Origin of the sequence: Leifsonia sp. NPDC080035 (assembly GCF_040050925.1) — a bacterium.
Lineage (GTDB): Bacteria > Actinomycetota > Actinomycetes > Actinomycetales > Microbacteriaceae > Leifsonia.
The window spans coordinates 336,411-360,466 of record NZ_CP157390.1 but is presented as its reverse complement, the minus strand read 5'-3'; the positions used below and the strand labels follow the sequence as shown (position 1 = coordinate 360,466).

Genomic DNA, 24,056 nt, shown 5'->3' with positions numbered 1-24,056 from the left:
AGGCTTAGCGTGTGACTCTGCGACTGTTCGACACGAAGGCCGGCGCCCTGCGCGACTTCGTCCCGTTGCGACCGGGCGAAGTGGGGATGTACGTCTGCGGTCCCACGGTGCAGTCCTCGCCGCATATCGGGCACCTGCGCTCCGCGCTCGTCTACGACCAGCTGCGGCGCTGGCTCGGGTACCGCGGCTTCGACGTCACGCTGGTCCGCAACGTCACCGACATCGACGACAAGATCCTGATGAACGCGGCGGCCGCGCAGTCCGAGGGGTCCGCCGAGCAGTGGTGGGCGCTCGCGTACCGGTTCGAGCTCGAGTTCACCGCCGGCTACACCGCGCTCGGCGTGCTCCCGCCCACCTACGAGCCGCGTGCGACCGCCAGCATCCCGCAGATGCAGGAGATCATCGAGCGGCTCATCCAGCGCGGCCACGCGTACGCCGCCGAGGACGGTTCCGGCGACGTCTACTTCGACGTGAAGAGCTGGCCGGCCTACGGCGAGCTCACCCGGCAGAGCATCGACAACATGGAGGCGGCGGCCGACGCGGACCCGCGCGCCAAGCGCGACCCGCGCGACTTCGCCCTGTGGAAGGGCAGGAAGGACGACGAGCCGGCCTCGGCCTCCTTCGGGTCGCCGTGGGGCGACGGCCGTCCGGGCTGGCACATCGAGTGCTCGGCCATGTCCCGTCGCTACCTCGGCGACCACTTCGACATCCACGGCGGCGGGCTCGACCTGCGCTTCCCGCACCACGAGAACGAGCTTGCGCAGTCCACCGCGGCGGGCGACGCGTTCGCCAACTACTGGGTGCACAACGGGCTCGTCCACGTCAACGGCCAGAAGATGAGCAAGTCGCTCGGCAACTCCGTGTACGCGGCCGACCTGCTCGGTGCCGCGCGTCCCCTGGTCGTCCGCTACTACCTCGGTTCGGCGCACTATCGCTCGACCATCGACTACCACGACGGCTCGCTCGCCGAGGCGGAGGCAGCGCTCGACCGCATCGCCGGCTTCTTCGAGCGGGTGGACCGGCGTCTCGGCGGGACCCGGTTCGCCGGAAGCGGCGTCGAGATCGTCCCCGGCGCGTTCGCCGAGGCGATGGACGACGACCTGGCCGTTCCGCAGGCGCTCGCCGTGCTGCACGAGACCGTGCGTTCAGGAAACGCTGCGCTGGATGCGGAAGACTTGGAGGCCGCCGCGACCGCGCGCGGGCATGTGCTCGCGATGACCGAGGTCCTCGGCATCAATCCGCTGTCGCCGCACTGGCACCAGACGGGCTCGTCATCCGCCGAGCGCGCGCTGGGCACGCTGATCGCCCGGCTGCTGGAGGACAGGCAGGAGGCGCGGCAGGCGCGCGACTTCGCCGCCGCCGACCGCATCCGCGAAGAACTGACCGGAGCCGGCATCACCATCGAAGACACCCCGACGGGGTCGCATTGGAGCATCGAAGCATGAAGAACTCGGGTGGAAAGCCCCGCGGCGGCGCCGTGAGGAAGGGCAAGAAGGGCCCCCAGGTCGGCACGGGCGGCCACGGCCGCAAGGCGCTGGAAGGCCGCGGCCCCACGCCCAAGGCGGAGGACCGCGAGTACCACGTCGCCTACAAGAACAAGCAGCTGCGCGAGCGCGCGGCGGCGAAGGCAGAGCAGCGCGGCGGCCGCGACGGCGCGCCGCGCGGAGCGTCCGGCGCCGCCCGCCGCGCGAAGAGCGGGGACGAGAGCGAGATCGTCACCGGCCGCAACTCGGTGCTGGAGGCGCTCCGCGCGAAGATCCCGGCGTCGACGCTGTACATCGCCGCGCGCGCGGAGATGGACGACCGGATGAAGGAGATCCTCTCCCTCGCCACCGGCCGGGCCATCCCGGTGCTCGAGGTCATGCGTCCGGAGCTCGACCGCCTGGCCGGACGCGACGCCGTGCACCAGGGCGTCGCGCTGAAGGTGCCGCCGTACGAGTACGCGCATCCGGGCGAGCTGCTCGACCTGACGCTGCGCAAGGGTGACGTGCCGCTGTTCGTCGCGCTCGATGGCATCACCGACCCGCGCAACCTCGGCGCGATCATCCGCTCGACGGCCGCGTTCGGCGGTCAGGGTGTCATCATCCCGCAGCGCCGCTCGGTCGGGATGACCGCGTCGGCGTGGAAGACGTCGGCCGGGGCGGCCGCGCGCACGCCCGTCGCGATGGCCGCGAACCTGACCCAGACGCTGAAGGAGTTCAAGAAGGCGGGCGTCTTCGTGCTCGGCCTCGACGGCGACGGCGACACCAGCCTCCCCGGCCTGTCGTTCGCGGACCGGCCGGTGGTCATCGTGGTCGGCAGCGAGGGCAAGGGCCTGTCGCGGCTCGTCACCGAGACCTGCGACGCCGTCGTGTCCATCCCGATCAGCGCGACCACGGAGTCGCTGAACGCGGGCATCGCCGCGAGCGTCACCCTATACGAGATCTCGAAGCTGCGCGCCGAGAAGCGCTGAGCTCGGCGATTGCCGGGTGAGTGTCAGCTGGCGAGGCCGGTGGTGGCGTAGCCGACGTTCAGGAGCGACACGACCGCGGCCAGCCAGATGATGAAGAACAGCACGGTGAAGCCGACGCCCACATAGCCGATGATGAGCCCGGCCAGCGCCAGCCCGCGGCCGGTCTCGCCGGTGCGCTTGATCTGCGAGAGCGCGATGTGCCCGGTGATGACGGCGACGATGCTCACGACGAAGGCGGAGACGAGCGAGACGATCGCCAGGGTGTTCGTGCGCGGCGCCGCGTATCCGTACGGAGCGACGGCGTACGGCTGGCCGTAGGGCTGACCGGGGTAGGGCTGACCGGGGTACGGCTGGCCCGGGTAGGGCTGCTGGCCCTGGTACGGCTGCGGCGGGTAGGGCGGCTGCCCGGACGGGTGGCTGTTCGACATCGGGCTCCTTCGCTGCCACGGACAGTCAGAGCGTAGCCGAACCGCGCCGCGGGCACCGCCTCCCGAGCGGGGGCCGCCGCATCAGACCTTCGAGCGCCAGTCGTCCTCGTCCTCGTCGTCGTCGAGCCCGGCGGCGCTGCGGATCACCGGGATGCTCATCGTCTCGGTCGGCGGCCCGACGACCGTCGCCTCGTCGCGGCGGTGCCGCAGGATGTCGTTGATGTACGAGGTCAGTGCCTCCGCGAGCGGCACGTCCCTGCCCTCGGCCTGCGACATGAACCAGCGGTGCTCGAGCAGCTGGTGGAAGACCTCCGCCGGCTCCAGCTTGCCCTTCAGGTCAGACGGGATGGCGCGGACGACCGGTTCGAAGACGCGCATCAGCCACTCGTGCGCCATCGCCTCCTCGTCGAGGCCCTGCTTGCCGAGGGTCGCGGCGTAGGAGTCGAGGTCGTTGAGCAGCCGGCGGGCCTGGTTCTCGCCGGTGTCGAGGCCGGTGAGACGCAGGAGGCGCCGCGAGTGGTGGCCGGCGTCGACGACCTTCGGCTGGATGCGCACCGTCGTGCCCTCGTCGGAGGTGCGGATCGCCAGCTCCTCGATGTCGAAGCCGAGCTCGTTCAGGCGCTCCACACGCTGGCTGATCCGCCAGCGCTCCGAGGAGGAGAACGACTCGCTGCCGGTCAGCTCCTTCCAGAGCGAGCGGTAGGCGGCGACGATGCCGTTGGAGACCTTGATCGGGTCCAGCTCCTCGTCGACTCGGCCGCCGGCCTCCAGGTCCATCAGCTCACCGGCGATGTTCACGCGCGCGATCTCGAGGTCGTTCTCGCGCTGCCCGTTGGAGAGGCCGCCGTCGTACAGCTGGCCCGTCTCCGCATCCACCAGGTAGGCGGCGAACGCACCGGCGTCGCGGCGGAACAGGGTGTTGGAGAGGGAGACATCGCCCCAGAAGAACCCGACGATGTGCAGCCGGACCAGCAGCACCGCGAGCGCGTCGACGAGGCGCGTCGCGGTGTCCGGCCGCAGCGTCTGCGAGAACAGCGCCCGGTAGGGGAGCGAGAACTTGAGGTGCCGGGTGACGAGCGCGGCGTTCAGCGGGTCGCCGTCGACGTCGGTGCGGTTCTTGATCACGGCGACGGGATCGACGCACGGCACGTCGAGGCGTTGCAGGGTCCGCAGCATGTCGTACTCCCGCTGCGCCATCTCGGCGGTGGTCTCCTTGATGGCGATCACATAGCCGGAGAGGTTCGCGAAGCGCACGAGGTGACGGCTGATGCCCTTGGGCAGCAGCGCGATGTGCTCGTTCGACCACTGGTCGAGCGGCAGGTTCCACGGGAGGTCGAGGAGCGCGGGATCGACGGTCGCTGCGGTGATGTTGACAGAGCCGGCCATGGTGGTGCCTTCCGGGACGAAGGGTGGAAAGCACTCTGCCGCAGCCCGAGTCCGGACTGCGGCAGAGTGAGGATTCGCTCCTATGGACCTTAGTCGACCACGGCGCCGCCGAGGCGCTCGCCGGTCTCCGCGTGGAACGCGTGGACGTGGCCCGGCTTCGGGGTGATGTAGACCGTGTCGCCCGCGTTCGGGTGCACGCGGCCGTCGACGCGACCGACGATGTCGGTGCGCTTGCCGTCGACCTCGGAGTGGCCGTACAGGTAACCGTCGGCGCCGAGTTCCTCGACGAGGTCCACGGCGACCTTCAGGCCGCTGCCCTCGGTGGTCGAGACGACGACGTCCTCCGGGCGGACACCGATGGTGACGGTGGAGCCGGCGCTGGCGAGCACGTCGCGCTCGACCGGGACGACAGCGTTGCCGAACTTAATGCCGCCATCGGTGACGTCGGCCGTGAACAGGTTCATGGCCGGGCTGCCGATGAAGCCGGCGACGAAGACGTTGTTCGGCTGCGCGTACAGGTCGCGCGGGGTGCCGACCTGCTGCAGGACGCCGTCCTTGAGGACCGCGATGCGGTCGCCCATGGTGAGCGCCTCGGTCTGGTCGTGCGTGACGTAGACGGTGGTGACGCCGAGACGACGGGTCAGCGACGCGATCTGCGTACGGGTCTGGACACGGAGCTTGGCGTCGAGGTTCGACAGCGGCTCGTCCATGAGGAAGACCTGGGGGGAGCGGACGATCGCGCGGCCCATGGCGACGCGCTGACGCTGACCACCGGAGAGGGCCTTCGGCTTGCGGCCGAGGTACGGCTCCAGGTCGAGCAGCTTGGCGGCCTCGAGGACGCGCTGTGCACGCTCCTCCTTGCCCACGCCCGCGATCTTGAGCGCGAAGCCCATGTTCTCGGCGACGGTCATGTGCGGGTAGAGCGCGTAGTTCTGGAAGACCATCGCGATGTCGCGGTCCTTCGGCGGGACGTCGGTGACGTTGCGGTCGCCGATGAAGATGTTGCCGTCGTTGACCTCTTCGAGGCCGGCGAGCATCCGGAGGGAGGTGGACTTTCCACAGCCGGAGGGGCCGACGAGGACGAGGAACTCGCCGTCCGCGATGTCCAGGTCGAGGGAGTCGACCGCGGGGCGGTTCGATCCAGGGTAGAGCCGGGTCGCCTTGTCATAGGTGACTGTCGCCATTTTTCTTTTGTCTCCTTCACCGGCAGGTACGTGCCGGACGATCCGTTGTGAATGGATGAACGTGGCGTCGACGTCCAGGGGGCGGCGGTGCCACGGCCCCATACTAAGGCATCTGCGGGGGTGCTCCGACCACACCGGCGCCGCCCTCCCCTCCCCGCCCCGTGTCCCGCACTCGGGGGACTCGATCAGCGTGCATTCGGCCGGCGAGCGGTGTATCTCTGGTCTATTCCCAGACTGCCGGAATACGATCGTCCGGTTGCGTCTGCACCAGCGACCAGCAGCGCGCGTCCCCCCGCGTGCCCGACTTACCCCCGAGAGTGATACCCACATGACCGATCCCGACGACAACCGCAGCGGCGACGTCCGCGCGGCCGCCCGGGAGAAAGCCCGCCAGCTCCGCACATCCCAGCAGCGGAAGGACCGGAGGAACAAGGCCCTCCTGTCCGGCGGCATCGTGCTCGGAGTGCTCGCGATCGCGGCGATCGTCGCCGTCGTCATCGTGAGCGCGATCCGGCCCACGGTTCCCGGCCCGAAGAACATGGCAAGCGACGGCGTCGTCATCGGCGCTGGACTCAAGGTGAAGACGACGCCGGCGCTCGCCGCCGACGCGAAGCCCGTCACCAGCACGCCCGACCCCAGCGCGAGCAGTGCGGTCGACATCCGGATCTACGCCGATTACCTGTGCAAGCTGTGCGGGCAGTTCCAGCGCACGAACCTGGAGCAGCTGGAGCCGCTGGTCAAGGACGGCGCCGTGACGGTGGCGATGCATCCCGTCGCCATCTACACCAGCCACTCGGCAGGGACCCGTTACTCCCTGCGCGCCGCGAATGCCGCCGCCTGCGTCGCCAACTACTCGCCGAACGCGTTCTGGGCCTTCAACCAGTCGCTGTTCGAGAAGCAGCCGGCGGAGGGCGGCCCCGGCCTGACCGACAAGCAGCTGAAGCAGCGGGTCGAGGGCGCGAAGGCCACCAACCTCTCCGACATCGACGCGTGCATCGACGACGGCCGCTTCAAGTCCTGGGTCGGCGCGGCGAGCGATCGCGCGCTGAACGGGCCCATCCCGAACTCGGATGTCCGGCAGATGCGGAACGCGCTCCTCGTCCTGGTGAATGGCAAGCCGTACACCGGCTCGCTCACCAGCGCGGACGACTTCAAGGCGTTCGTGCTCCAGGCACAGGGTGAGGAGTACTCCTCGACCGGCACGCCGACGCCCACCCCGACCGCGGGCTGACGCCCTCGACCGTTGCGACGCCCGTCGCGACCGTCCTCTAGGATGGTTCGCGACGGGCGTCCGCCGTTCCCGGGCCGACGCAGCGCACGCCGACTTAGCTCAGCTGGTAGAGCACTCGCCTTGTAAGCGAGCGGTCGCGGGTTCGAACCCCGCAGTCGGCTCTCTCCTCTCTTTCCTTCTCTCCTTCTCTCCGCACGCCCGCGGCGCCGCCGCGGCGCGGTTGTCGCGGGCCGAATGCTGGTTTATCCTGTGTCTGCGCGATATCCGAATCCGCTGTTCGCATATAGAACAGGCGCGCCCACGATGAAGTGAGGAGCATTCCATGCAGTTCCACCACCACGGCTACGTCTCCGGGGATCCGCGGGTGCTCCCCGCGTCCGGCATCGACCGTCCTGACGAGCTGCCGGACGAGATGGACGTGCTGATCGTCGGCAGCGGGCCGGCCGGGATGGTGACAGCCGCGCAGCTCTCGCAGTTCCCCGGCGTCTCGACGCGCATCGTGGAACGCCGCGGCGGCCGCCTCGCGATCGGGCAGGCGGACGGCATCCAGGCGCGAAGCGTGGAGACCTTCCAGGCGTTCGGGTTCGCCGAGCGGATCATCGCCGAGGCGTACCGGATCACCGAGATGGCCTTCTGGAAGCCGGACCCGGCCGACCCCACCCGCATCGTCCGCGCCGCCCGAGCGGTGGACGACCCCACCGGCATCAGCGAGTTCCCGCACCTGATCGTGAACCAGGCCCGCGTTCTCGACTACTTCGCCGAGTTCGCGGCCAACTCGCCCTCGCGGCTGAAGCCGGACTACGGCTGGGAGTTCCGCGGGCTCGAGATCGGCGACGGCGAGTATCCGGTGAGCGTGACGCTCGTCGGCACATCCGGTCCGCAGGAGGGCGTGCAGCGCACGGTCCGCGCCAAGTACGTGGTCGGCTCGGACGGCGCCCGCAGCAAGGTGCGCGAGTCCATCGGCTGCACGCTGGCGGGTGACCAGGCGAACCACGCGTGGGGCGTCATGGACGTTCTCGCCGTGACCGACTTCCCCGACATCCGCACCAAGTGCTCCATCCAGTCCGAGTACGGCAACATCCTGCTCATCCCGCGCGAGGGCGGCTACCTGTTCCGGATGTATGTGGACCTCGGCGAGGTGCACGACGACAGCGGTGCGGTGCGGGCGACGACCATCGAGCAGATCATCGCGAAGGCGAACGAGATCCTGCACCCGTACACGCTGGACGTGCGCAACGTCGCCTGGCACAGCGTCTACGAGGTGGGGCACCGGCTCACCGACCGGTTCGACGACGTCCTGCTGCCGGAGGCGGGGACACGGACCCCGCGCGTGTTCATCACCGGCGACGCCTGCCACACGCACAGCGCGAAGGCCGGCCAGGGCATGAACGTGTCGATGCAGGACGGCTTCAACCTCGGCTGGAAGCTCGGCCACGTGCTGGAGGGCCGGAGCCCCGAGAGCCTGCTCGCCACGTACTCCGCCGAGCGCCAGGTGGTGGCGCAGAACCTCATCGACTTCGACAAGCAGTGGTCGACGCTGATGGCGACGAAGCCGGAGGACCTGGCGGACCCCACCGAGCTCGAGGACTTCTACGTGCGCACCGCCGAGTTCCCCGCCGGTTTCATGACCGAGTATGCGCCGTCGCTGATCGTCGGGGAGGCGCGGCACCAGGGGCTCGCCACGGGGTACCCGATCGGCAAGCGATTCAAATCCGCTGTCGTCGAGCGGGTGTGCGACACGAACCCCGTGCAGCTCGGCCACCACGCGCGCGCGGACGGGCGCTGGCGCATCTACGTCTTCGCCGACGCGGCGGAGGCGGGCTCGCCGTCGGCCCTCGCCGACCTGGCGGACTGGCTGGAGACCTCGCCCGACTCGCCGCTCGCCGCGACGCCGGAGGGGATGGACGCGGACGCCTGGTTCGACGTGAAGGTGATCTACCAGCAGGATCACACCGGAGTCGACATCGGCCGGGTGCCGACGGTGTTCCTGCCGCGCTCCGGCCCGTTCGGCCTCATCGACTACGAGAAGGTGTACGCCGCCTCCCCGAAGGACGACATCTTCGACACCCGCGGCATCGACCGCGGCGGTGCGGTCGTCGTCGTGCGTCCCGACCAGTACGTCGCCGACGTGCTGCCGCTGACGGCGCGGGACGAGCTCGGGGCGTTCTTCCGGCCCATCCTCGCGGTCGGTCGTCCCGCCGCCGTCTGAGTCAGCCGAGGTCGCGCGCGACGGCGGCGGCCGCCTCGCGGAGGCGGCCGCCGACCGCCTCGGTGTCCCTGTCGCTCGCCACGTAGACGACGGCGATCGACGCGAGCGGCTGGCCGTGCACGACGAGCGGGACGGCGACGGAGGCGATGCCGGGGATGACCTCGTCGTGGCTCGTCGCGTAGCCGCGGCGGCGGGCGATGGCGGCCTCGTCGCGCGGATGCTCGTCCGGCAGCTCGCGCCACTGCTCGTCGGTGAGCGCCGACTGGATGGCGATGCCGGGGGCGCCGGTCGCGAGCGGATGCCGGGTGCCGGGACGCTGGGCGACCGAGGCGTGCGCGTTGGCGGGCTCGATGCTGACCAGGGTGACGACCTCGTGCCTGTCCAGCACGGCGAGGAAGGCGGTCATGGAGAGTTCGTTGGCGACGGCGCTCAGCTGCGGCAGCGCCGCCGACTGGAGGCTCCGCGAGACGGAGCGCGCGAGTGTCGCCATGCGCGGGCCGAGCTGGGCGGCACCCGCGGCGTTCCTCACGACCAGCCCGTGGTCCTCGAGCGTGCGAAGGATGCGGTAGACGATCGAGCGGTGGACTCCCAGGGCCGCCGCGAGCTCCGCGATGCTCAGCGGGCGGTCGGCGTCGGCGAGCACCTCGAGCACGCGGATGCCGCGGGAGAGGGTCTGCGAGTGCGGCGCCGGTGCGTCGTCGCTGGGGGAGGCCATGCGTCCATTCTTCCAGGCGGCCGTTGCTGCGCTGCTCAGGCCAGGCGGCCGACCGCGCGTTCGTGATCCAGGTAGGCGTCGAGGGTCGACGAGCGGTGCCTGCGGGCGGCCGATTCGACCTCCGCAGGCGGCGCGCCGGCCTCGATCAGCCGCAGGATATCCTCGTGCTCTGCCACCGACTCCTGCGCACGACCGGGGACGAAGTCGAACGTCGAGCTGCGCAGGGTGCCGAGCCGGGCCCACTCGGCGTTCACGAGATCCACCAGGCGGCGGTTCGGGCACGGGGCGTAGAGGGCGGAGTGGAAGGCGTGGTTCAGCTCGGTGAACGCCGCCGGGTCGAAGTGGTCGAAGCTCTCGGTCATCCGGCGGTTGATGTCGCGGGCGCGGGCGATGTCGTCGGCGGTCAGTTCGGGTGCGGCGAGCCCGGTCGCCGAGCCCTCGAGGATGGCGAGCGCCTGCATGGAGAACCGGTACTGCGACTCGTCCACCATGGACACCCGGGCACCGATGTTGCGCTCGAACGTGACGAGTCCCTCCGCCTCGAGCTGCCGCAGCGCCTCGCGCACGGGGACGACGCTCATCCCGAGGTCGGAGGCGAGCGACCCGAGCACGAGGCGGTAGCCGGGAGAGTATTCGCGGCGGGCGATCCGGAGTTTGATCCAGTCGTAGGCGGCCTGGGACTTGCTGGGCGTCAAGTGATCGGTGGGCATCGAGGCGATCCTAGCGACACCCGAACGGCTGGGCGCGGGAGGTGGCGCGTTCAATATTCGAAATCGTATCATATACAATCAAAGGGCTCCGGGCCTCAACAGCTCGACCGACGACGATGTCAACGAAGGAGAACCCCCTCAATGAGCACACCAGAATCCTCGCAGCCTGCCACATCGGCGGCCTTCACACCGACCGGGAGCATCGCGGCCCGGACCGACCGGAAGCGGGTCGTCTTCGCCACGGTCGTGGGCACCACGGTCGAGTGGTACGACTTCTTCGTCTACGCGTCCGCCGCGGGGCTCGTATTCGGCCAGCTGTTCTTCGAGCCGGCGGGACCGCAGTTCGGCACCCTCCTCTCGTTCCTCACGGTCGGCATCAGCTTCCTGTTCCGGCCGCTCGGCGCGTTCATCGCCGGTCACCTCGGCGACAAGCACGGCCGTCGGCTCGTGCTCATGCTCACGCTGATCCTGATGGGCGTCGCGACGGCGCTCGTCGGCCTGCTGCCGACCTACGCCGCGATCGGGATCGCCGCGCCGATCCTGCTCATCCTGCTGCGCATCCTTCAGGGCATCTCGGCGGGAGGCGAGTGGGGCGGCGCCGTGCTGATGGCCGTCGAGCACGCACCGACCGCCCGTCGGGGGCTGTTCGGCGTCGCGCCGCAGATCGGCGTTCCGCTCGGCCTGCTGCTCGCCTCCGGCACGATGGCGCTGATGGCGCTGATCGCGCCCGGCGACGCGTTCCTCGCCTGGGGCTGGCGCGTTCCGTTCCTGCTCTCGGTGGTGCTCATCCTGATCGGCTACTACGTGCGCCGCAAGGTGGAGGAGTCGCCGGTGTTCGTCGAGATCGCCGAGCGCAAGGAGCAGACCAGGACCCCGATCGTGCAGCTGTTCCGCAAGCACGCGCTGCTCGTCGTGCTCGCAGCCCTCATCTTCGCCGGCAACAACGCGGTCGGCTACATGACGACCGGCGGCTACATCCAGAACTACGCGACGAACCCGGACGGTCCGCTCGCGCTCGACCGCGGGCCGGTGCTCTGGGCGGTCGCCGGCTCCGCGGTGACCTGGCTGATCGCCACCTGGTTCGCCGGCTGGCTGAGCGACAGGATCGGCCGGCGCAGCACGTACGTCGCGGGCTGGATCCTGCAGCTCGTCGGTGTGTTCCTGCTGTTCCCGCTCGTGAACGCGGGCACGGTGTGGACGGTGTTCTTCGGCGTCGCCGTGCTGACGATCGGCCTCGGTTTCACGTACGGACCGCAGGCGGCGTACTACGCGGAGCTGTTCCCCGCGTCCATCCGCTTCTCCGGCGTTTCGATCTCGTACGCCATCGGCGCGATCCTGGGCGGCGCGTTCGCCCCGACCATCGCGACGGCGCTGGTGCAGGCGACGGGATCGACGTTCTCGGTCACGCTGTACCTGGCCGGGATGACCGTGATCGGCCTGATCGCGACGCTGCTGCTGCGCGACCGCTCGCGCATCCCGCTCGGACCCGACCACGAGGCGCAGCAGGCGGCGTCCCCGATCGTCGGCTCCCGCGCCTGACGCGGTCGCCGCTGCGCCGAGGGGCACGTTGTTGTCGCTTTTCCGTGCGAGAAGTGACAACGACGTGCCCCTCGCGTATCGAGGGCGCGTGCTTCGCAGCGCGTCAGGAGTTCACGCGGATGATCTCCTCCTGGTAAGGCGCGATCACGGCGCCAGAGACGCGCAGGTCGAGCACCAGGAACGGGCGCTCGGACGCGGGACGCGCGGCCCAGACGGCCAGAGCCTCCAGGTCCTCCGGGGTGCGCACGACCACGCCCTCGGCGCCGAACGCGCGGCCGAGACCCGCGAAGTCCGCCTCGGGGATGCGCATCGGGCCCTGCGCAAGACCCTTCAGGCCGTAGAGGTTGACCTCGGCCCCGTATGCGGCGTCGTTCCAGACCACGCAGAGTCCGCGTCCCCCGGCGACGCGCACCGCGGATTCCAGGTCCGCGAGCGCCATCAGGCCGCCGCCGTCGCCGGTGGTCAGCACGATCGTGGCGTCGGGATGCGCGAGCGCGGCACCGGCGACGCTCGGGAAGCCGAGGCCGATGGACTGGTACGCGGTGCCCACCATCAGCATCCTGTCGGGGGAGGCGACCGGCCAGTACATGTTCGCCCAGCCGATGAAGTGTCCGCCGTCGGAGACGACGACGCGGTCATCGGGCAGCAGCTCGGCGATGCGGGCCGCCGCGGTGCGCGGGTCGAGGCGGCCGTCGGGGGCGAGGCCGTCGCCGCGCGGGCGCTCCCGGAGCGCCTCCACATCCAGCGACTCGCGCCAGCCGGACGGCGACGCCTCGAGTGCCGCGAGCTCGGCGACGAGTTCCTCAGCGACCACCCTGGCGTCCCCGCGCACGTAGGCGCCGACGTGCGGGTGCGTCGCGGCGGGGGCCACATCCACCTGGATGACGCGGGTGCCCGGTGAGAACAGCGCCCCGAATCGCATCGTGAACTGGTTGAGGGATGCGCCGAAGACGACGGCGACGTCGGCCGTGCCGATGCGCTCCATCGCGCCCTCGGCTCCGAAGCCGCCGGTGACACCGAGGTCGTACCGGGAGTCGGGGAACACGCCGCGGCCGAGGGCGGTGGACGCGGTGAGTGCGCCGGTCGCCTCGGCGAGGGCGCCGAGCGCGTCGCCCGCCCCGGCCAGCCACGCTCCGCGGCCGGCGAGCAGGAACGGACGCTCGGCGTTCGCGAGGGCGGCCGCGGCGTCGCTCACGCTGCCCCGGGCGAACGGACCCGCGGGCTGCAGTGGTGCCGGGAGCGCGGGCGCGGGCGCCGCTGGCACCGGGCCGGCGTCCCTGGTGGCGACGTCGTAGGGGATCGCGAGCACCGTCGGCACCCGATAGGTGAGCGCGTGCTCGACGGCGATCACGGTCGTCGCCGCGGCGTCCGCGCGCCCGACCGTGTAGGTGCGCGCGCCGACCGCGCTCGCGAGCGCGATCTGGTCGACGTCCCACGGGCGCGGGCCGGAGGTCGGCTCGTCGCCGACGACGAGCACCAGCGGGATGTGCGCTTGCACGGCCTCGGCCAGCGCGGTCAGCGTGTTCGTGAAGCCGGCTCCGTAGGTCGCCGTCGCGGCGGCGAGGCGGCCGGACGCGCGCTGGTAGGCGTCCGCGGCGACGACCGCCCCCGCCTCGTGGCGCATCGCGGTGTACGGGACGGCGCCCTCGCGCTCGAGCGCGTCGAGGAAGTGGGCGTTGCCGTTGCCCATCACCCCGAACACCTGATCGACGTACTGGGCGAGGGTGGCGGCGACGTGGGCGGAGACCGAGGGCATGGCGAAGCCTTTCGAGACGGAACGGACGAGTGATTTTCCGTATGTGTCTCGCGCGCCGCATCCCTGCGGGCGGCTTCGTGCCCATTTTTCGAGCACCGGGTCGGTGGACCGGCCGGACGTCAGAAGTATACCGGCGTCGAAAACGCGTGCTCCCGTTCGACGTGAGGGTGTAGTCAGAGAACCACCACGAAGGAGACGAACCATGACGCAATACCTCATCCTCATCCACGGCGACGAGTCGCGCTGGAACGCGCTCAGCGCGGACGAGCGAGCCGCGGTGGACGACGCCCACCGCGCATTCAACGAGCGCGCAGGAGACGCCGTGCTCGCCGCGGGCGAGCTGGAGTCGTCGACGCGCGCGGCCACGCTGCGAACGGGGGCGGACGGCGCGCCCGTCGCGACGGACGGACCGTTCGCCGAGTCCAAGGAGGTGGTCGGCGGCTTCTACGTGCTGGAGGCGCCCGACCGCGAGCATGCGGTGGCGCTCGCCTCGGGCCTGGCCGAGGCGCGGCAGGGCCACGGTGGCGTCGAGGTGCGGCCGCTGGTCCACCGCGGCTGAGCGGGATCTGGCGCGAGGGCCGGGAAGGCGAGGAGGATGCGCGCATGACGGATGCAGGGATCACCGGGGTGACGACCATCGCCATCCCGGTCGTCGATCAGGATGCCGCGCTCGCGTTCTACCGCGACGCGCTCGGCTTCGAGGTGCGCCTGGACGCGCCGCTGCCGCAGGGCGGACGCTGGATCGTGCTGGCCCCGCCGGGCTCGCCGGTGTCGGTGTCGCTCGCGCCGCCCGGGGAGGGCGAGCGGGCCGGCATCGACACCGGCATCCGGTTTGAGACGGCGGATGCGGCCCGGACGCGCGAGGAGCTGGCGTCGCGCGGCGTGCAGGTGGGGGAGCTGCTGCAGTGGCCGGGGGTGCCGCCGATGTTCCAGGCGACGGACCGGGACGGGAACCGGTTCGCAGTGATCCAGAGCGGCTGAGGCGGCGGCCGGAGCGTCGGCCGGGTGGAGAGCGTTCGGCCGCGGCACGGAGGAGCGTGGGCAGTGCCCTGAAACAGCGGAGCTCCGTTTCACGTCGTGCGGATTCGGTCCGTTGTGCGCACTGAGCTCGGGTCCGAACCCCACGGGTCGCGTGTGCTCGGTCCGTATCGTCACGGTGTCGTCACTCACCAGAATCCCGAGTCGGCGACCATCTTCTGATGTGATTCAGACCCGAGAGAAGTGGCCATGCCTTTCAGCCGTACACGCGCGCGCTCGCGCACATCCGAACGCTCCCGTCTTTGGCCGGCGCGAGCCGGCGTCTCCGCCGGCCTCGCCGTGCTGCTCTCGGCCGGGGCCATCGTCGCGGCGGCGCCGGCCACCGCCGCGACCGCGGACCTCACCGTGCCAGATCCGCAGCTCCGCGCGTGCATCAACGTGACAATGTTGAACGCGGCGGCCGACGCGCCTATTTCTCAGGCCCAGCTTGCCGCGCTCCCGTCTAATAGGACGCTCTCCTGCGGTTCCTACCCGGGCATCGCAAGCTTCGAGGGTCTTCAGTATGCTCCGCTTCGGAGCCTCACGTTCCGTGACGTCACGATCACGGACCTTTCGCCCCTCGGGGCCATGTCCGGCCTGTCGACGCTGAACGTCCAGTCGTACTCGACGCCAGACGGAGCGCTCGACCTCGCTCCGCTCGCCGGGGCGGCCGACACGCTTGCCGCCCTGAACCTCAACGTGAGCACGAACGCAGGCTCGACTCCGACAACAGAACTGACGGGGCTCGGCGCGTTCACCAATCTCACGACCCTCAGCTTGTCCAACAACCAGTTGAGCAGCGTGCCCGGTCTGTCGTCGCTGACCAAGCTGACCGCGTTGTATCTCGCGTACAACAACTTCGGCAACGACATCATCGCTCAGCTTCCGTCGGCCACCTTCTCGATCCTGAACGTCGGTGCGAACCACATCAACGACTTCACCGGGCTGCCCTCGGCGACCACGCTCACTCTCGGCGCTCAGCGTGTGGTGGGCACTGACGTCCTGCTGGCCTCCGCGGACCAGGATTCGTTCTCCGCCAACCCCTCGGATCGTCCGGTGCCGTTCGCTGGCGCCTCGGTTCTCCGGACGGCTGGGGCCGCGGACACCGCTGACATCGAATTCAACACCGCAGACCTGTTTTCCGCGGCGGATGCGGGCAGTGCTTACTGGCCATCAGCTGCGCTTCCCGCCGGGTTCGACACCTTCGCCTACTACGGCTGGCACCTCGACAAGGGGTCGTCCGGCACCGGATCAGCGGGCGAGTCCTACACGCTCTATCCGACTGCAGTGGTGAATCTGGCCGACCGCGGCGTCACGCTGCCGTACGACGCGGCAGCGACGGTCGAACCGTTGGCGATCACCTACTCTGTGAGCGACCCGTCGGTGCCGACCTTCACGCCGACCGGTTTCGCGATCCAGAGCGGCACGCTGCCGGAGGGGATCTCGCTGGACGCGAAGACCGGTGCGCTCGCCGGAACCACGACCGACACGGGCACGTTCTCGGTGAAGGTCGCGGCGACCGACGCGAGCGGGCTGACCGTCGCCGGCACCTTCACGCTCACCGTGGACGCGCCGGCCGTGGACTGGACCCGTCTGGCCGGCGCCGACCGGTACGAGACCGCGGCGGCGATCGCCGAGCACGCGCACCCGCAGGGTGCAAAGACGGTCTACGTGGCGACCGGAATGAACTTCCCCGATGCGCTGTCCGCGGGGCCGGTGGCCGCTCAGGAGGACGCCCCGATCGTGCTGACCAGGACGTCCAGCCTTCCCGCCGCATCGCTGGCGGCGATCCAGAAGCTGAAGCCCTCGACGATCGTCGTCGTCGGCGGGACCGGTGCGGTGGGGAAGGCCGTCGCCGAGCAGCTGGCGGACCTTCCGAGCGTGACAACGGTGAAGCGGGTCGGCGGCATCGACCGGTTCGAGACCTCTCGGCTGCTGGCCCAGCGCGGGTTCGGTGACGGTGTCGACACCGCGTTCGTGGCGACCGGACTGGACTACCCTGACGCGCTGTCCGCCTCCGCTCCCGCGGGAGACCAGAGTGCGCCGATCCTGCTGGTGCGCGGAACGTCGAGCGCCGTCGACGCGGCGACCACGGCGGAGCTGACCAAGCTAGGCGTGAAAACCACCTATGTCGTGGGCGGCACCGGCGTCGTCACCCAGGGCGTTCAGAACGGGCTGCCTGGTGCGTCCCGTCTGGCCGGTGCCGACCGGTACGCGACCAACCTGGCGGTCGCCGAGAAGTTCTACCCGACCGCGAAGAACATCTTCGTCGCGACGGGGCTGGACTTCCCGGACGCGCTGGTCGGCGGCGTGCTGGCGGCAACGGACGGCGGTCCGCTGCTGCTGGCGAAGAAGACCGCGTGGCCGAACGCGACCCTTGCCTACGCGCAGGGTCTGGGCTTCCAGCACGGCTATCTGTTCGGCGGCACCGGCGTCTTGAGCGATGCGCTCACCGCGATGAGCGACACCTTCTGATTCGGGAGGACAAGGAGAACGCACCGGTCGACACGCGGGTGCGGTGAAGCAAACGGAGGGCATCTGTCCCGGAGACGGGCGGATGTCCTCCGTTTCAGTGGGTGGAGGGCGGTCAGCGGACGGGGGCGGGTCCGGTGCTGGAGCGGACCACGAGGCGGGTCGGCTGCACGGAGGAGCGGACCGGCTCCGGGCGGCCCTCGATCTCGGCGATCAGCAGTTGAACCGCTCGTCGGCCGGTGGCCTCGAACTCCTGGTGGATGGTCGTCAGCGGCGGCCAGAACGAGTCCGACTCCGCCATGTCGTCGAAGCCGACCACACTGATGTCGTCGGGGACGCGCCTACCCGCCTCGTGCAGAGCCCGCAGCACGCCGAGGGCCATCTGGTCGTTCGCGGCGAAGACGGCGGTGATCTCCGGCCGGCCCGCGATCCCCCGGCCGTGCCGGTATCCGGCACCGGTCGACCAGTCGCCGCGGAACACCTCGGGGGCGTCCGCTCCCGCGGCGGCCAGCGTCTCCCGCCAGGCCTGCTCGCGGCGGGCGGCCGAGTACGACTCGGCGGGGCCGGAGATGTGCCAGACCGTGCGGTGGCCGAGCGAGAGCAGGTGCTCGGTCGCCTGGCGAGCGCCCTCCGCCTGGTCGGTGTCCACCTGCGGGTAGTCGGGGCGCTCGGTGGAGTCGATGACCACGACGGAGAGGCCGGGTGGCAGCTCCACGTCGGAGCGGTCGACGATGTGCGCCTCGATGACGATGATGATGCCGTCCACGGCCTGCTCGAGCAGGCGCGTGAACGCGACGCTCACGTCCTGCTGGGTCGGCCGCTCGACGGGGACGACGGTGATGGAGTAGCCGGCCGTCGCAGCCGAGACGGCGATCGCGTCCAGCGTGCGCATGTTGCCGTAGGACGAGAGCGTGAACATCACGACGCCGATGTTCCGGAACTGCCCGGAGCGCAGCGCACGGGCGGCGCGGTTGGGCCGGTAGCCGAGCGCCTGCATGGATGCGAGGACCCGGTCGCGGGTCGCCGCCTCCACGTTCGTGAGGCCGTTGGCGACGCGGGAGACGGTCTGCGTCGAGACCCCGGCGTGGGCGGCGACGTCGCCGAGCGACGGCCCGCGCTTGCGGCCGGGCCGCTGGGCGCGGGCGGGGTCGGCGATCTCGGTCATAACTCCCCATTCTGGCGATCGGACGCCGGACTTGCGTCATGTTGACGTCAACATGCTAGTCTGTGGCACCAGATGTTGACGTCAACATCGACGCAACCGCTCCATCCGCTTCACCGCACCGCACGCACCACCCGCACCACCCGAGATCCGAGGAAGGCAATGACGACGACGTCCCTCACGCCGGCAGCCGCGCCGGTCACGAAACCACAGCGGCGCCCCGGCCGGCGCTCGCGCCGCGACTGGCGAGGCTGGGCCTTCGTCGCGCCGTTCATGGTGGTATTCCTTCTGATGATCGTCGCGCCGGTCGTCTACGCGATCTACCTCAGCCTCTTCCGCCAGCAGCTGATCGGCGGCAACGCGTTCGTCGGGCTCGGCAACTACGTCGCCGTGCTCCAGGACGCGAAGTTCTGGGAGTCTCTCGGCCGGGTCGCGCTGTTCCTGCTCGTCCAGGTGCCGATCATGCTGGTGCTCTCGCTCACGGCCGCGCTCGCGCTCGACAGCGCGCGGCTGCACGGCGCCGGCTTCTTCCGCATCGCCCTGTTCCTTCCCTACGCCGTCCCCGGCGTCGTCGCCGCTCTGATCTGGGGCTTCATCTACGGCGACCAGTTCGGGCTGACGGCGAGCGTCAACCAGTTCTTCGGATCCCACCTCGCGCCGCTCAGCGGCCAGTGGATCCTCGCCTCCATCGGCAACATCGTCACCTGGGAGTTCATGGGCTACAACATGCTCATCTTCTACGCGGCGCTGCGCGTCATCCCCGGCGAGCTGTACGAAGCGGCGGAGATCGACGGGGCCGGCGCCTTCCGCACGGTCTTCAGCATCAAGATCCCCGCGGTCCGCGGCGCGATCGTCATCGCCACGATCTTCTCGATCATCGGCAGCTTCCAGCTCTTCAACGAGCCGAACCTCCTCAAGCAGCTGGCGCCGAACGCGATCAGCAGCTACTTCACCCCGAACATGTACGCCTACAACCTCTCCTTCGCCGGTCAGCAGTTCAACTACGCGGCAACGGTCGCGATCGTGATGGGAGTGGTCACCGCGGTGATCGCCTATGTGGTCCAGCTCCGCGGCTCCCGGAAGGAGATGCGCTGATGGCCGCCGTCACCGACGTCCAGACCCGCCGCGCGAGCCGTCGCGCCGCCGCCCGCGCCGAGCTGGCGCCCTCGCGCCGCATCCGCAAGTCGCCCGTCCTCACGATCGTGATGGCGCTCTTCGTGATCTACTCGCTCGTGCCGCTGGTCTGGCTGATCGTGAACGCGACCAAGAGCCAGCCCGACCTCTACAGCTCGTTCGGGCTGTGGTTCGGCAAGGACTTCAACCTCGTCCAGAACGTGATCGACCTGTTCAGCTACCGCGGCGGGATCTTCCTGCAGTGGCTCGGGAACACGCTGCTGTACGTCGTGGTCGGCGCGGGCGGGGCGACGCTGCTGGCGACGGTCGCCGGCTACGGGATGGCGAAGTACAACTTTCCCGGCAAGCGCGCGGTGTTCGCCGTCGTCCTCGGCGCGATCGCGGTTCCTGGCACGGCGCTCGCGGTGCCGACGTTCCTGCTGTTCAGCCAGGCCGGCCTCACGAACACCCCGTGGGCGGTCATCCTGCCGTCGCTGATCAGCCCGTTCGGCTTCTACCTGATCTGGACCTACGCCAGCGAGGCCATCCCGACCGAGCTGCTCGAGGCGGCGCGGATGGACGGGGCCAGCGAGTTCCGCACCTTCTTCACGATCTCGCTGCGGCTGCTCGCGCCCGGGATCGTCACGGTCGCGCTGTTCGCGATCGTCGCCACCTGGAACAACTACTTCCTGCCGCTCATCATGCTGAGCGATCCGACCTGGTACCCCCTGACGGTCGGCCTCAGCCAGTGGAGCGCGCAGGCGACAGGGGTCGGCGCCCAGCCGATCTTCAACCTCGTGATCACCGGCTCGCTCATCACGATCGTCCCGATCGTGGCCGCGTTCCTGGTGCTCCAGCGCTACTGGCAGTCGGGTCTGGCCGCCGGAAGCGTCAAGCAGTAACCCCGCACCATCCGCATCGAGAAACCCTCCCCATTCCACAAGGAAGTGAGATCACCATGAAGCGCATCCTGCGTTCGCGGTCGCTCCGCCGCGTCGCCGTCGCGGTCGCGGCCAGCGCCGTGCTCGGCGCCTCCCTCGCCGCCTGCTCGTCGGGCTCCGGCGGCTCCGGCTCCGGCGGCGGCAGCGCCTCCGACATCGACGCCGCCCTCAAGCAGGGCGGGACCATCACGTACTGGTCGTGGACCCCGTCCGCGGAGGCCCAGGTCGCCGCGTTCGAGAAGGAGTACCCGAAGGTGAAGGTGAAGCTGGTGAACGCCGGCACCAACACCACCGAGTACACCAAGCTGCAGAACGCGATCAAGGCGGGCAACGGCGCGCCGGACGTCGCGCAGGTCGAGTACTACGCCATCCCGCAGTTCGCCCTCTCCGACGCGCTCGTCGACCTCGGCCAGTACGGCTTCGACAAGCTGAAGGACGACTACACTCCCGGCCCGTGGAGCTCCGTCAACGTCGGCGGAAAGCTCGTCGGCCTGCCGCAGGACTCCGGTCCCATGGCGATGTTCTACAACAAGAAGGTCTTCGACAAGTACGGCATCGCCGTGCCGAAGACCTGGGACGAGTACGTCGCCGCGGCGCAGAAGCTGCACGCCGCCGACCCGAACGCGTACATCACCAGCGACTCCGGCGACTCCGGCTTCACCACCTCGATGATCTGGCAGGCCGGCGGCCGTCCGTTCCAGGTCGACGGCACCAAGGTGTCGATCAACCTGCAGGACGACGGCACCAAGAAGTGGACCGCCACCTGGGACAAGCTGGTCGAGGGCAAACTGCTCTCCAGCGTCCCCGGCTGGAGCGACGACTGGTTCAAGGCGCTCGGCAACGGCTCGATCGCGACGCTCGTGACCGGCGCGTGGATGCCCGGCGTGCTCGAGTCCTCGGTGAAGGACGGCGCGGGCGCCTGGCGCGTCGCCCCCATCCCCACCTACGACGGCAAGCCTGTCAACGCCGAGAACGGTGGCGGCGCGCAGGTCGTGCTGAAGCAGTCCAAGAACCAGGCGCTCGCGGCCGGCTTCCTGAAGTGGCTGAACAACGACCCCGCGTCGATCAAGGTGTTCCTGCAGTCCGGCGGCTTCCCGTCCACCACGAAGGACCTGAACTCCTCCGACTTCCTGGCGCAGGCGCCCGAGTACTTCGGCGGCCAGAAGATCAACGAGGTGCTCGTGGACGGCGCGAAGAACGTGTCGACCGGCTGGCAGTACCTGCCGTTCCAGGTCTACGCGAACAGCATCTACGGCGACACCGTCGGCCAGTCCTACACCGCCAACACCTCGCTGAACGCCGGCCTCCAGGCCTGGCAGAAGGCGCTGGTGGAGTACGGCAACCAGCAGGGCTTCACCGTCACCGGCAAGTAATCCAGCGGGTGGCCGGCCGCGCACGCGCGCGGTCGGCCACCCACGCTGCCCACCTTCTTCTCTTTGGAGCACCCATGACCAGCTTCGAGATCGCGGGGGACGCGTTCCTCCTCGACGGCGAGCCGTACCGCATCCTCTCGGGAGCGATCCACTACTTCCGCGTGCACCCGGACGACTGGGCCGACCGGATCCGCAAGGCCAGGCTCATGGGCCTCAACACCGTCGAGACCTACGTTCCCTGGAACGCGCACGAGCCGCGTCGCGGCGAGTGGACGGCGGAGGGCGCACTCGACCTCGCCCGCTTCCTGCGCACCATCCAGGACGAGGGGATGCACGCCATCGTGCGCCCCGGCCCCTACATCTGCGCGGAGTGGGACAACGGCGGCCTTCCCGCCTGGCTGTTCACCGATCCCTCCGTCGGCATCCGTCGCTCGGAGCCGGCGTTCCTGGCGGCCGTCACCGGGTACATGGAGCGCGTGCTGGAGATCGTCCGACCGCTGCAGGTGAGCGAGGGCGGCCCCGTCCTCCTGGTGCAGGTGGAGAACGAGTACGGCGCATACGGCGACGACGCCGACTACCTGCGGCACCTCGTCGAGGTGTTCCGTGGGGCCGGGATCACCGTCCCGCTCACCACCGTCGACCAGCCGGAGCCGGCGATGCTCGAGAACGGGTCGCTGCCCGGGCTGCTGAAGACCGCGTCCTTCGGGTCGCGTTCCCGCGAGCGGTTGGCGACCCTCCGCCAGCACCAGAGAACCGGCCCGCTCATGTGCTCCGAGTTCTGGGACGGCTGGTTCGACCACTGGGGCGCGCACCACCACACGACCTCCGTCGAGCAGTCGGCGGCGGACTTGGACGAGCTGCTCGCGCTCGGTGCCTCCGTCAACATCTACATGTTCCACGGCGGCACCAACTTCGGCTTCACCAACGGCGCGAACGACAAGGGCGTCTACCAGCCGATCGTGACCAGCTACGACTACGACGCCCCGCTTGACGAGGCGGGCGAGCCCACCGAGAAGTTCTGGGCGTTCCGCGAGGTCATCGCCAAGCACGCGCCCGTCCCCGCGGCGGAGCCGATGGTCGCCGCCGCGGCGCCCGCGTTCACCGTGCCGTTCGAGCGGTCCGTTCCGCTGTTCTCGGTCGCGCCGCGGCTGGGGGAGTGGGAGCACACCGATGCGCTGCCGACGTTCGACGAGCTGGGGCACTACTCCGGCCTCGGGCTGTACCGCACGGAGATCGACACCGCCGAGCCCGCCGTGCTCGAGTTCGGGGAGGTGCGCGACCGCGCGTACGTCTTCGTCGGCTCCACGCGGGTCGGGGTGCTCGCCCGAGACCACCACGACAGCGCGATCACGCTCTCGCCGAGCCGCGGCACCCTCACGGTGCTGGTGGAGGACCAGGGCCGCGTCGACTACGGTCCCCGGATCGGCGAGCCGAAGGGGCTCATCGGCCCTGTGCTGCTGAACGGCGAGCCGCTGCAGCGCTGGAGCGTGCTGCCGCTGCGGCTGCCCGCGCTGACGGCGGTGCGCGAGGCCCTCGACCTGGTCGGGGACGCGTCCCCGGAGCGGCTGGCCGGCCCGGTGTTCGCGCGCGCCACGTTCGAGGTGGAGGAGCCGGGCACCCTGTTCCTCGACACGACGGGATGGGGCAAGGGCGTCGCCTGGGTGAACGGCTTCAACCTCGGCCGGTACTGGACCCGCGGCCCGCAGGAGACGTTGCACGTGCCGGGTCCCGTCGTGCGGGCCGGCCGCAACGAGCTCGTCATCCTGGAGCTGGAGTCCGCCGCCGAGGCGACCGCCGCGTTCGTCTCAGAGCCGCGCCTCGGCCACACCGACTTCTGACCGGCTCCGGCGGGTCGCCGAGCGGTCGCGACACGCCGCCTCCGTCCGCGCGAGGCGGCGTGTCACGACCGCTCGGCGACCTGTCGCGGGCTGGGAGACGCGGAGACGCGCGGGACGCCGGCTCAGGTGGCGCCGCTACGCGCCCTCGGCCCCGCCCTTCCGCTGGCGCAGCTCCGCCTCGAGCCGGCGGATGCGGTCGTCGGCGATCTCGCGCTCGAGGGCGGCGAGCTGCTCCTCGGTGGAGGACGGCCGCGGCGCCGCGGCGGCGGGAGGCTGCGGCCGGGCGGCGTGGCGGTACTCGGCGCGGGAGGGACGCGAGCGCATCCCGTAGTACTCGCGGCCGACCGCGAACCAGAGGATGCTGCCGATCAGCGGCAGCAGGATCACGATGAACACCCATGCGAGCTTCGGCAGGTGCCGGATCTGGTCGCCCGTGCGCAGGATGATGTCGATCAGCGCGACGACGAACAGCACGAAGACCAGCAATGGGATAACGGCCATGCGCTCGATTGTAGGGGGACGACGGCGCC

The 24,056-nt window shown here is 70.1% G+C and carries 20 protein-coding genes and 1 tRNA gene; 13 read left to right on the top strand and 8 right to left on the bottom strand.

The window, feature by feature from the left end:
• The first annotated feature begins 11 nt into the window (after nt 1–11).
• Nucleotides 12–1,445, top strand: a complete 1,434-nt coding sequence (gene cysS, locus AAME72_RS01755) for a cysteine--tRNA ligase (RefSeq protein ID WP_348788540.1) — start codon at nt 12–14, stop codon at nt 1,443–1,445.
• A complete protein-coding gene (gene rlmB, locus AAME72_RS01750) occupies nt 1,442–2,452 on the top strand; it encodes a 23S rRNA (guanosine(2251)-2'-O)-methyltransferase RlmB (protein ID WP_348788539.1) in 1,011 nt (336 codons plus the stop codon). Before cysS ends, rlmB begins: the two co-directional genes overlap by 4 nt.
• A gap of 23 nt (nt 2,453–2,475) precedes the next feature.
• Here the strand turns inward: rlmB and AAME72_RS01745 are convergent, their stop codons facing one another.
• From AAME72_RS01745 to ugpC, 3 genes are all read right to left on the bottom strand, one after another.
• Nucleotides 2,476–2,880 (bottom strand): DUF4190 domain-containing protein, encoded by a 405-nt coding sequence (locus AAME72_RS01745; protein ID WP_348788538.1) that lies wholly within the window; start codon nt 2,878–2,880, stop codon nt 2,476–2,478.
• Between the two features lie 81 nt (nt 2,881–2,961).
• The gene (locus AAME72_RS01740; RefSeq protein ID WP_348788537.1) at nt 2,962–4,266 is read right to left on the bottom strand and encodes a DUF4032 domain-containing protein; all 1,305 of its coding nucleotides are present in this window, start codon (nt 4,264–4,266) and stop codon (nt 2,962–2,964) included.
• 89 nt (nt 4,267–4,355) lie between these two features.
• Nucleotides 4,356–5,450, bottom strand: coding sequence for a sn-glycerol-3-phosphate ABC transporter ATP-binding protein UgpC (ugpC, locus tag AAME72_RS01735; protein ID WP_348788536.1), 1,095 nt, complete (start codon nt 5,448–5,450; stop codon nt 4,356–4,358).
• Nucleotides 5,451–5,778: 328 nt separating this feature from the next.
• Between ugpC and AAME72_RS01730 the strand changes: the two genes are divergently transcribed.
• From AAME72_RS01730 to AAME72_RS01720, 3 genes are all read left to right on the top strand, one after another.
• The gene (locus AAME72_RS01730) at nt 5,779–6,681 is read left to right on the top strand and encodes a thioredoxin domain-containing protein (RefSeq protein WP_348788535.1); all 903 of its coding nucleotides are present in this window, start codon (nt 5,779–5,781) and stop codon (nt 6,679–6,681) included.
• Nucleotides 6,682–6,769: 88 nt separating this feature from the next.
• A tRNA-Thr gene (locus tag AAME72_RS01725) sits at nt 6,770–6,842 on the top strand.
• Between the two features lie 161 nt (nt 6,843–7,003).
• Complete coding sequence (locus AAME72_RS01720; RefSeq protein ID WP_348788534.1) at nt 7,004–8,890, top strand: FAD-binding monooxygenase; 1,887 nt, start codon at nt 7,004–7,006, stop codon at nt 8,888–8,890.
• A gap of 1 nt (nt 8,891) precedes the next feature.
• Here AAME72_RS01720 and AAME72_RS01715 read toward each other — a convergent pair whose 3' ends face one another.
• Together AAME72_RS01715 and AAME72_RS01710 are read right to left on the bottom strand one after the other, a co-directional pair.
• Nucleotides 8,892–9,605, bottom strand: coding sequence for an IclR family transcriptional regulator (locus AAME72_RS01715; RefSeq protein ID WP_348788533.1), 714 nt, complete (start codon nt 9,603–9,605; stop codon nt 8,892–8,894).
• A 35-nt stretch (nt 9,606–9,640) separates the two neighbouring features.
• Complete coding sequence (locus tag AAME72_RS01710) at nt 9,641–10,315, bottom strand: GntR family transcriptional regulator (RefSeq protein WP_348788532.1); 675 nt, start codon at nt 10,313–10,315, stop codon at nt 9,641–9,643.
• Between the two features lie 141 nt (nt 10,316–10,456).
• Between AAME72_RS01710 and AAME72_RS01705 the strand changes: the two genes are divergently transcribed.
• Complete coding sequence (locus tag AAME72_RS01705) at nt 10,457–11,854, top strand: MFS transporter (RefSeq protein ID WP_348788531.1); 1,398 nt, start codon at nt 10,457–10,459, stop codon at nt 11,852–11,854.
• Nucleotides 11,855–11,957: 103 nt separating this feature from the next.
• Here the strand turns inward: AAME72_RS01705 and AAME72_RS01700 are convergent, their stop codons facing one another.
• Complete coding sequence (locus AAME72_RS01700) at nt 11,958–13,610, bottom strand: thiamine pyrophosphate-binding protein (RefSeq protein ID WP_348788530.1); 1,653 nt, start codon at nt 13,608–13,610, stop codon at nt 11,958–11,960.
• Nucleotides 13,611–13,812: 202 nt separating this feature from the next.
• Between AAME72_RS01700 and AAME72_RS01695 the strand changes: the two genes are divergently transcribed.
• The 3 genes from AAME72_RS01695 (at nt 13,813) to AAME72_RS01685 (ending at nt 17,102) form a co-directional block, all read left to right on the top strand.
• A complete protein-coding gene (locus tag AAME72_RS01695) occupies nt 13,813–14,169 on the top strand; it encodes a YciI family protein (RefSeq protein ID WP_348788529.1) in 357 nt (118 codons plus the stop codon).
• A 44-nt stretch (nt 14,170–14,213) separates the two neighbouring features.
• Complete coding sequence (locus tag AAME72_RS01690) at nt 14,214–14,591, top strand: VOC family protein (RefSeq protein ID WP_348788528.1); 378 nt, start codon at nt 14,214–14,216, stop codon at nt 14,589–14,591.
• Nucleotides 14,592–14,837: 246 nt separating this feature from the next.
• Entirely contained in the window at nt 14,838–17,102 is a 2,265-nt protein-coding gene (locus tag AAME72_RS01685; RefSeq protein ID WP_348788527.1) for a cell wall-binding repeat-containing protein, read from the top strand.
• A gap of 112 nt (nt 17,103–17,214) precedes the next feature.
• Here AAME72_RS01685 and AAME72_RS01680 read toward each other — a convergent pair whose 3' ends face one another.
• On the bottom strand, nt 17,215–18,264 hold the full coding sequence (locus AAME72_RS01680) for a LacI family DNA-binding transcriptional regulator (RefSeq protein ID WP_348788526.1): 1,050 nt from the start codon (nt 18,262–18,264) through the stop codon (nt 17,215–17,217).
• A gap of 159 nt (nt 18,265–18,423) precedes the next feature.
• Between AAME72_RS01680 and AAME72_RS01675 the strand changes: the two genes are divergently transcribed.
• The 4 genes from AAME72_RS01675 to AAME72_RS01660 all read left to right on the top strand — a co-directional run bounded on the left by AAME72_RS01675 (nt 18,424) and on the right by AAME72_RS01660 (nt 23,526).
• Complete coding sequence (locus AAME72_RS01675) at nt 18,424–19,356, top strand: sugar ABC transporter permease (protein WP_348788525.1); 933 nt, start codon at nt 18,424–18,426, stop codon at nt 19,354–19,356.
• Nucleotides 19,356–20,276 (top strand): carbohydrate ABC transporter permease, encoded by a 921-nt coding sequence (locus AAME72_RS01670; protein ID WP_348788524.1) that lies wholly within the window; start codon nt 19,356–19,358, stop codon nt 20,274–20,276. Before AAME72_RS01675 ends, AAME72_RS01670 begins: the two co-directional genes overlap by 1 nt.
• Nucleotides 20,277–20,332: 56 nt before the next feature.
• Complete coding sequence (locus tag AAME72_RS01665) at nt 20,333–21,688, top strand: sugar ABC transporter substrate-binding protein (RefSeq protein ID WP_348788523.1); 1,356 nt, start codon at nt 20,333–20,335, stop codon at nt 21,686–21,688.
• A 74-nt stretch (nt 21,689–21,762) separates the two neighbouring features.
• Nucleotides 21,763–23,526 carry a beta-galactosidase family protein gene (locus tag AAME72_RS01660; protein ID WP_348788522.1) on the top strand — a complete coding sequence of 588 codons (1,764 nt, stop codon included), beginning with the start codon at nt 21,763–21,765 and terminating at the stop codon, nt 23,524–23,526.
• A gap of 135 nt (nt 23,527–23,661) precedes the next feature.
• Here the strand turns inward: AAME72_RS01660 and AAME72_RS01655 are convergent, their stop codons facing one another.
• Nucleotides 23,662–24,027: a PLD nuclease N-terminal domain-containing protein gene (locus tag AAME72_RS01655; protein WP_348788521.1), complete on the bottom strand. Its 366-nt coding sequence runs from the start codon at nt 24,025–24,027 to the stop codon at nt 23,662–23,664.
• Between the last annotated feature and the right edge of the window lie 29 nt (nt 24,028–24,056).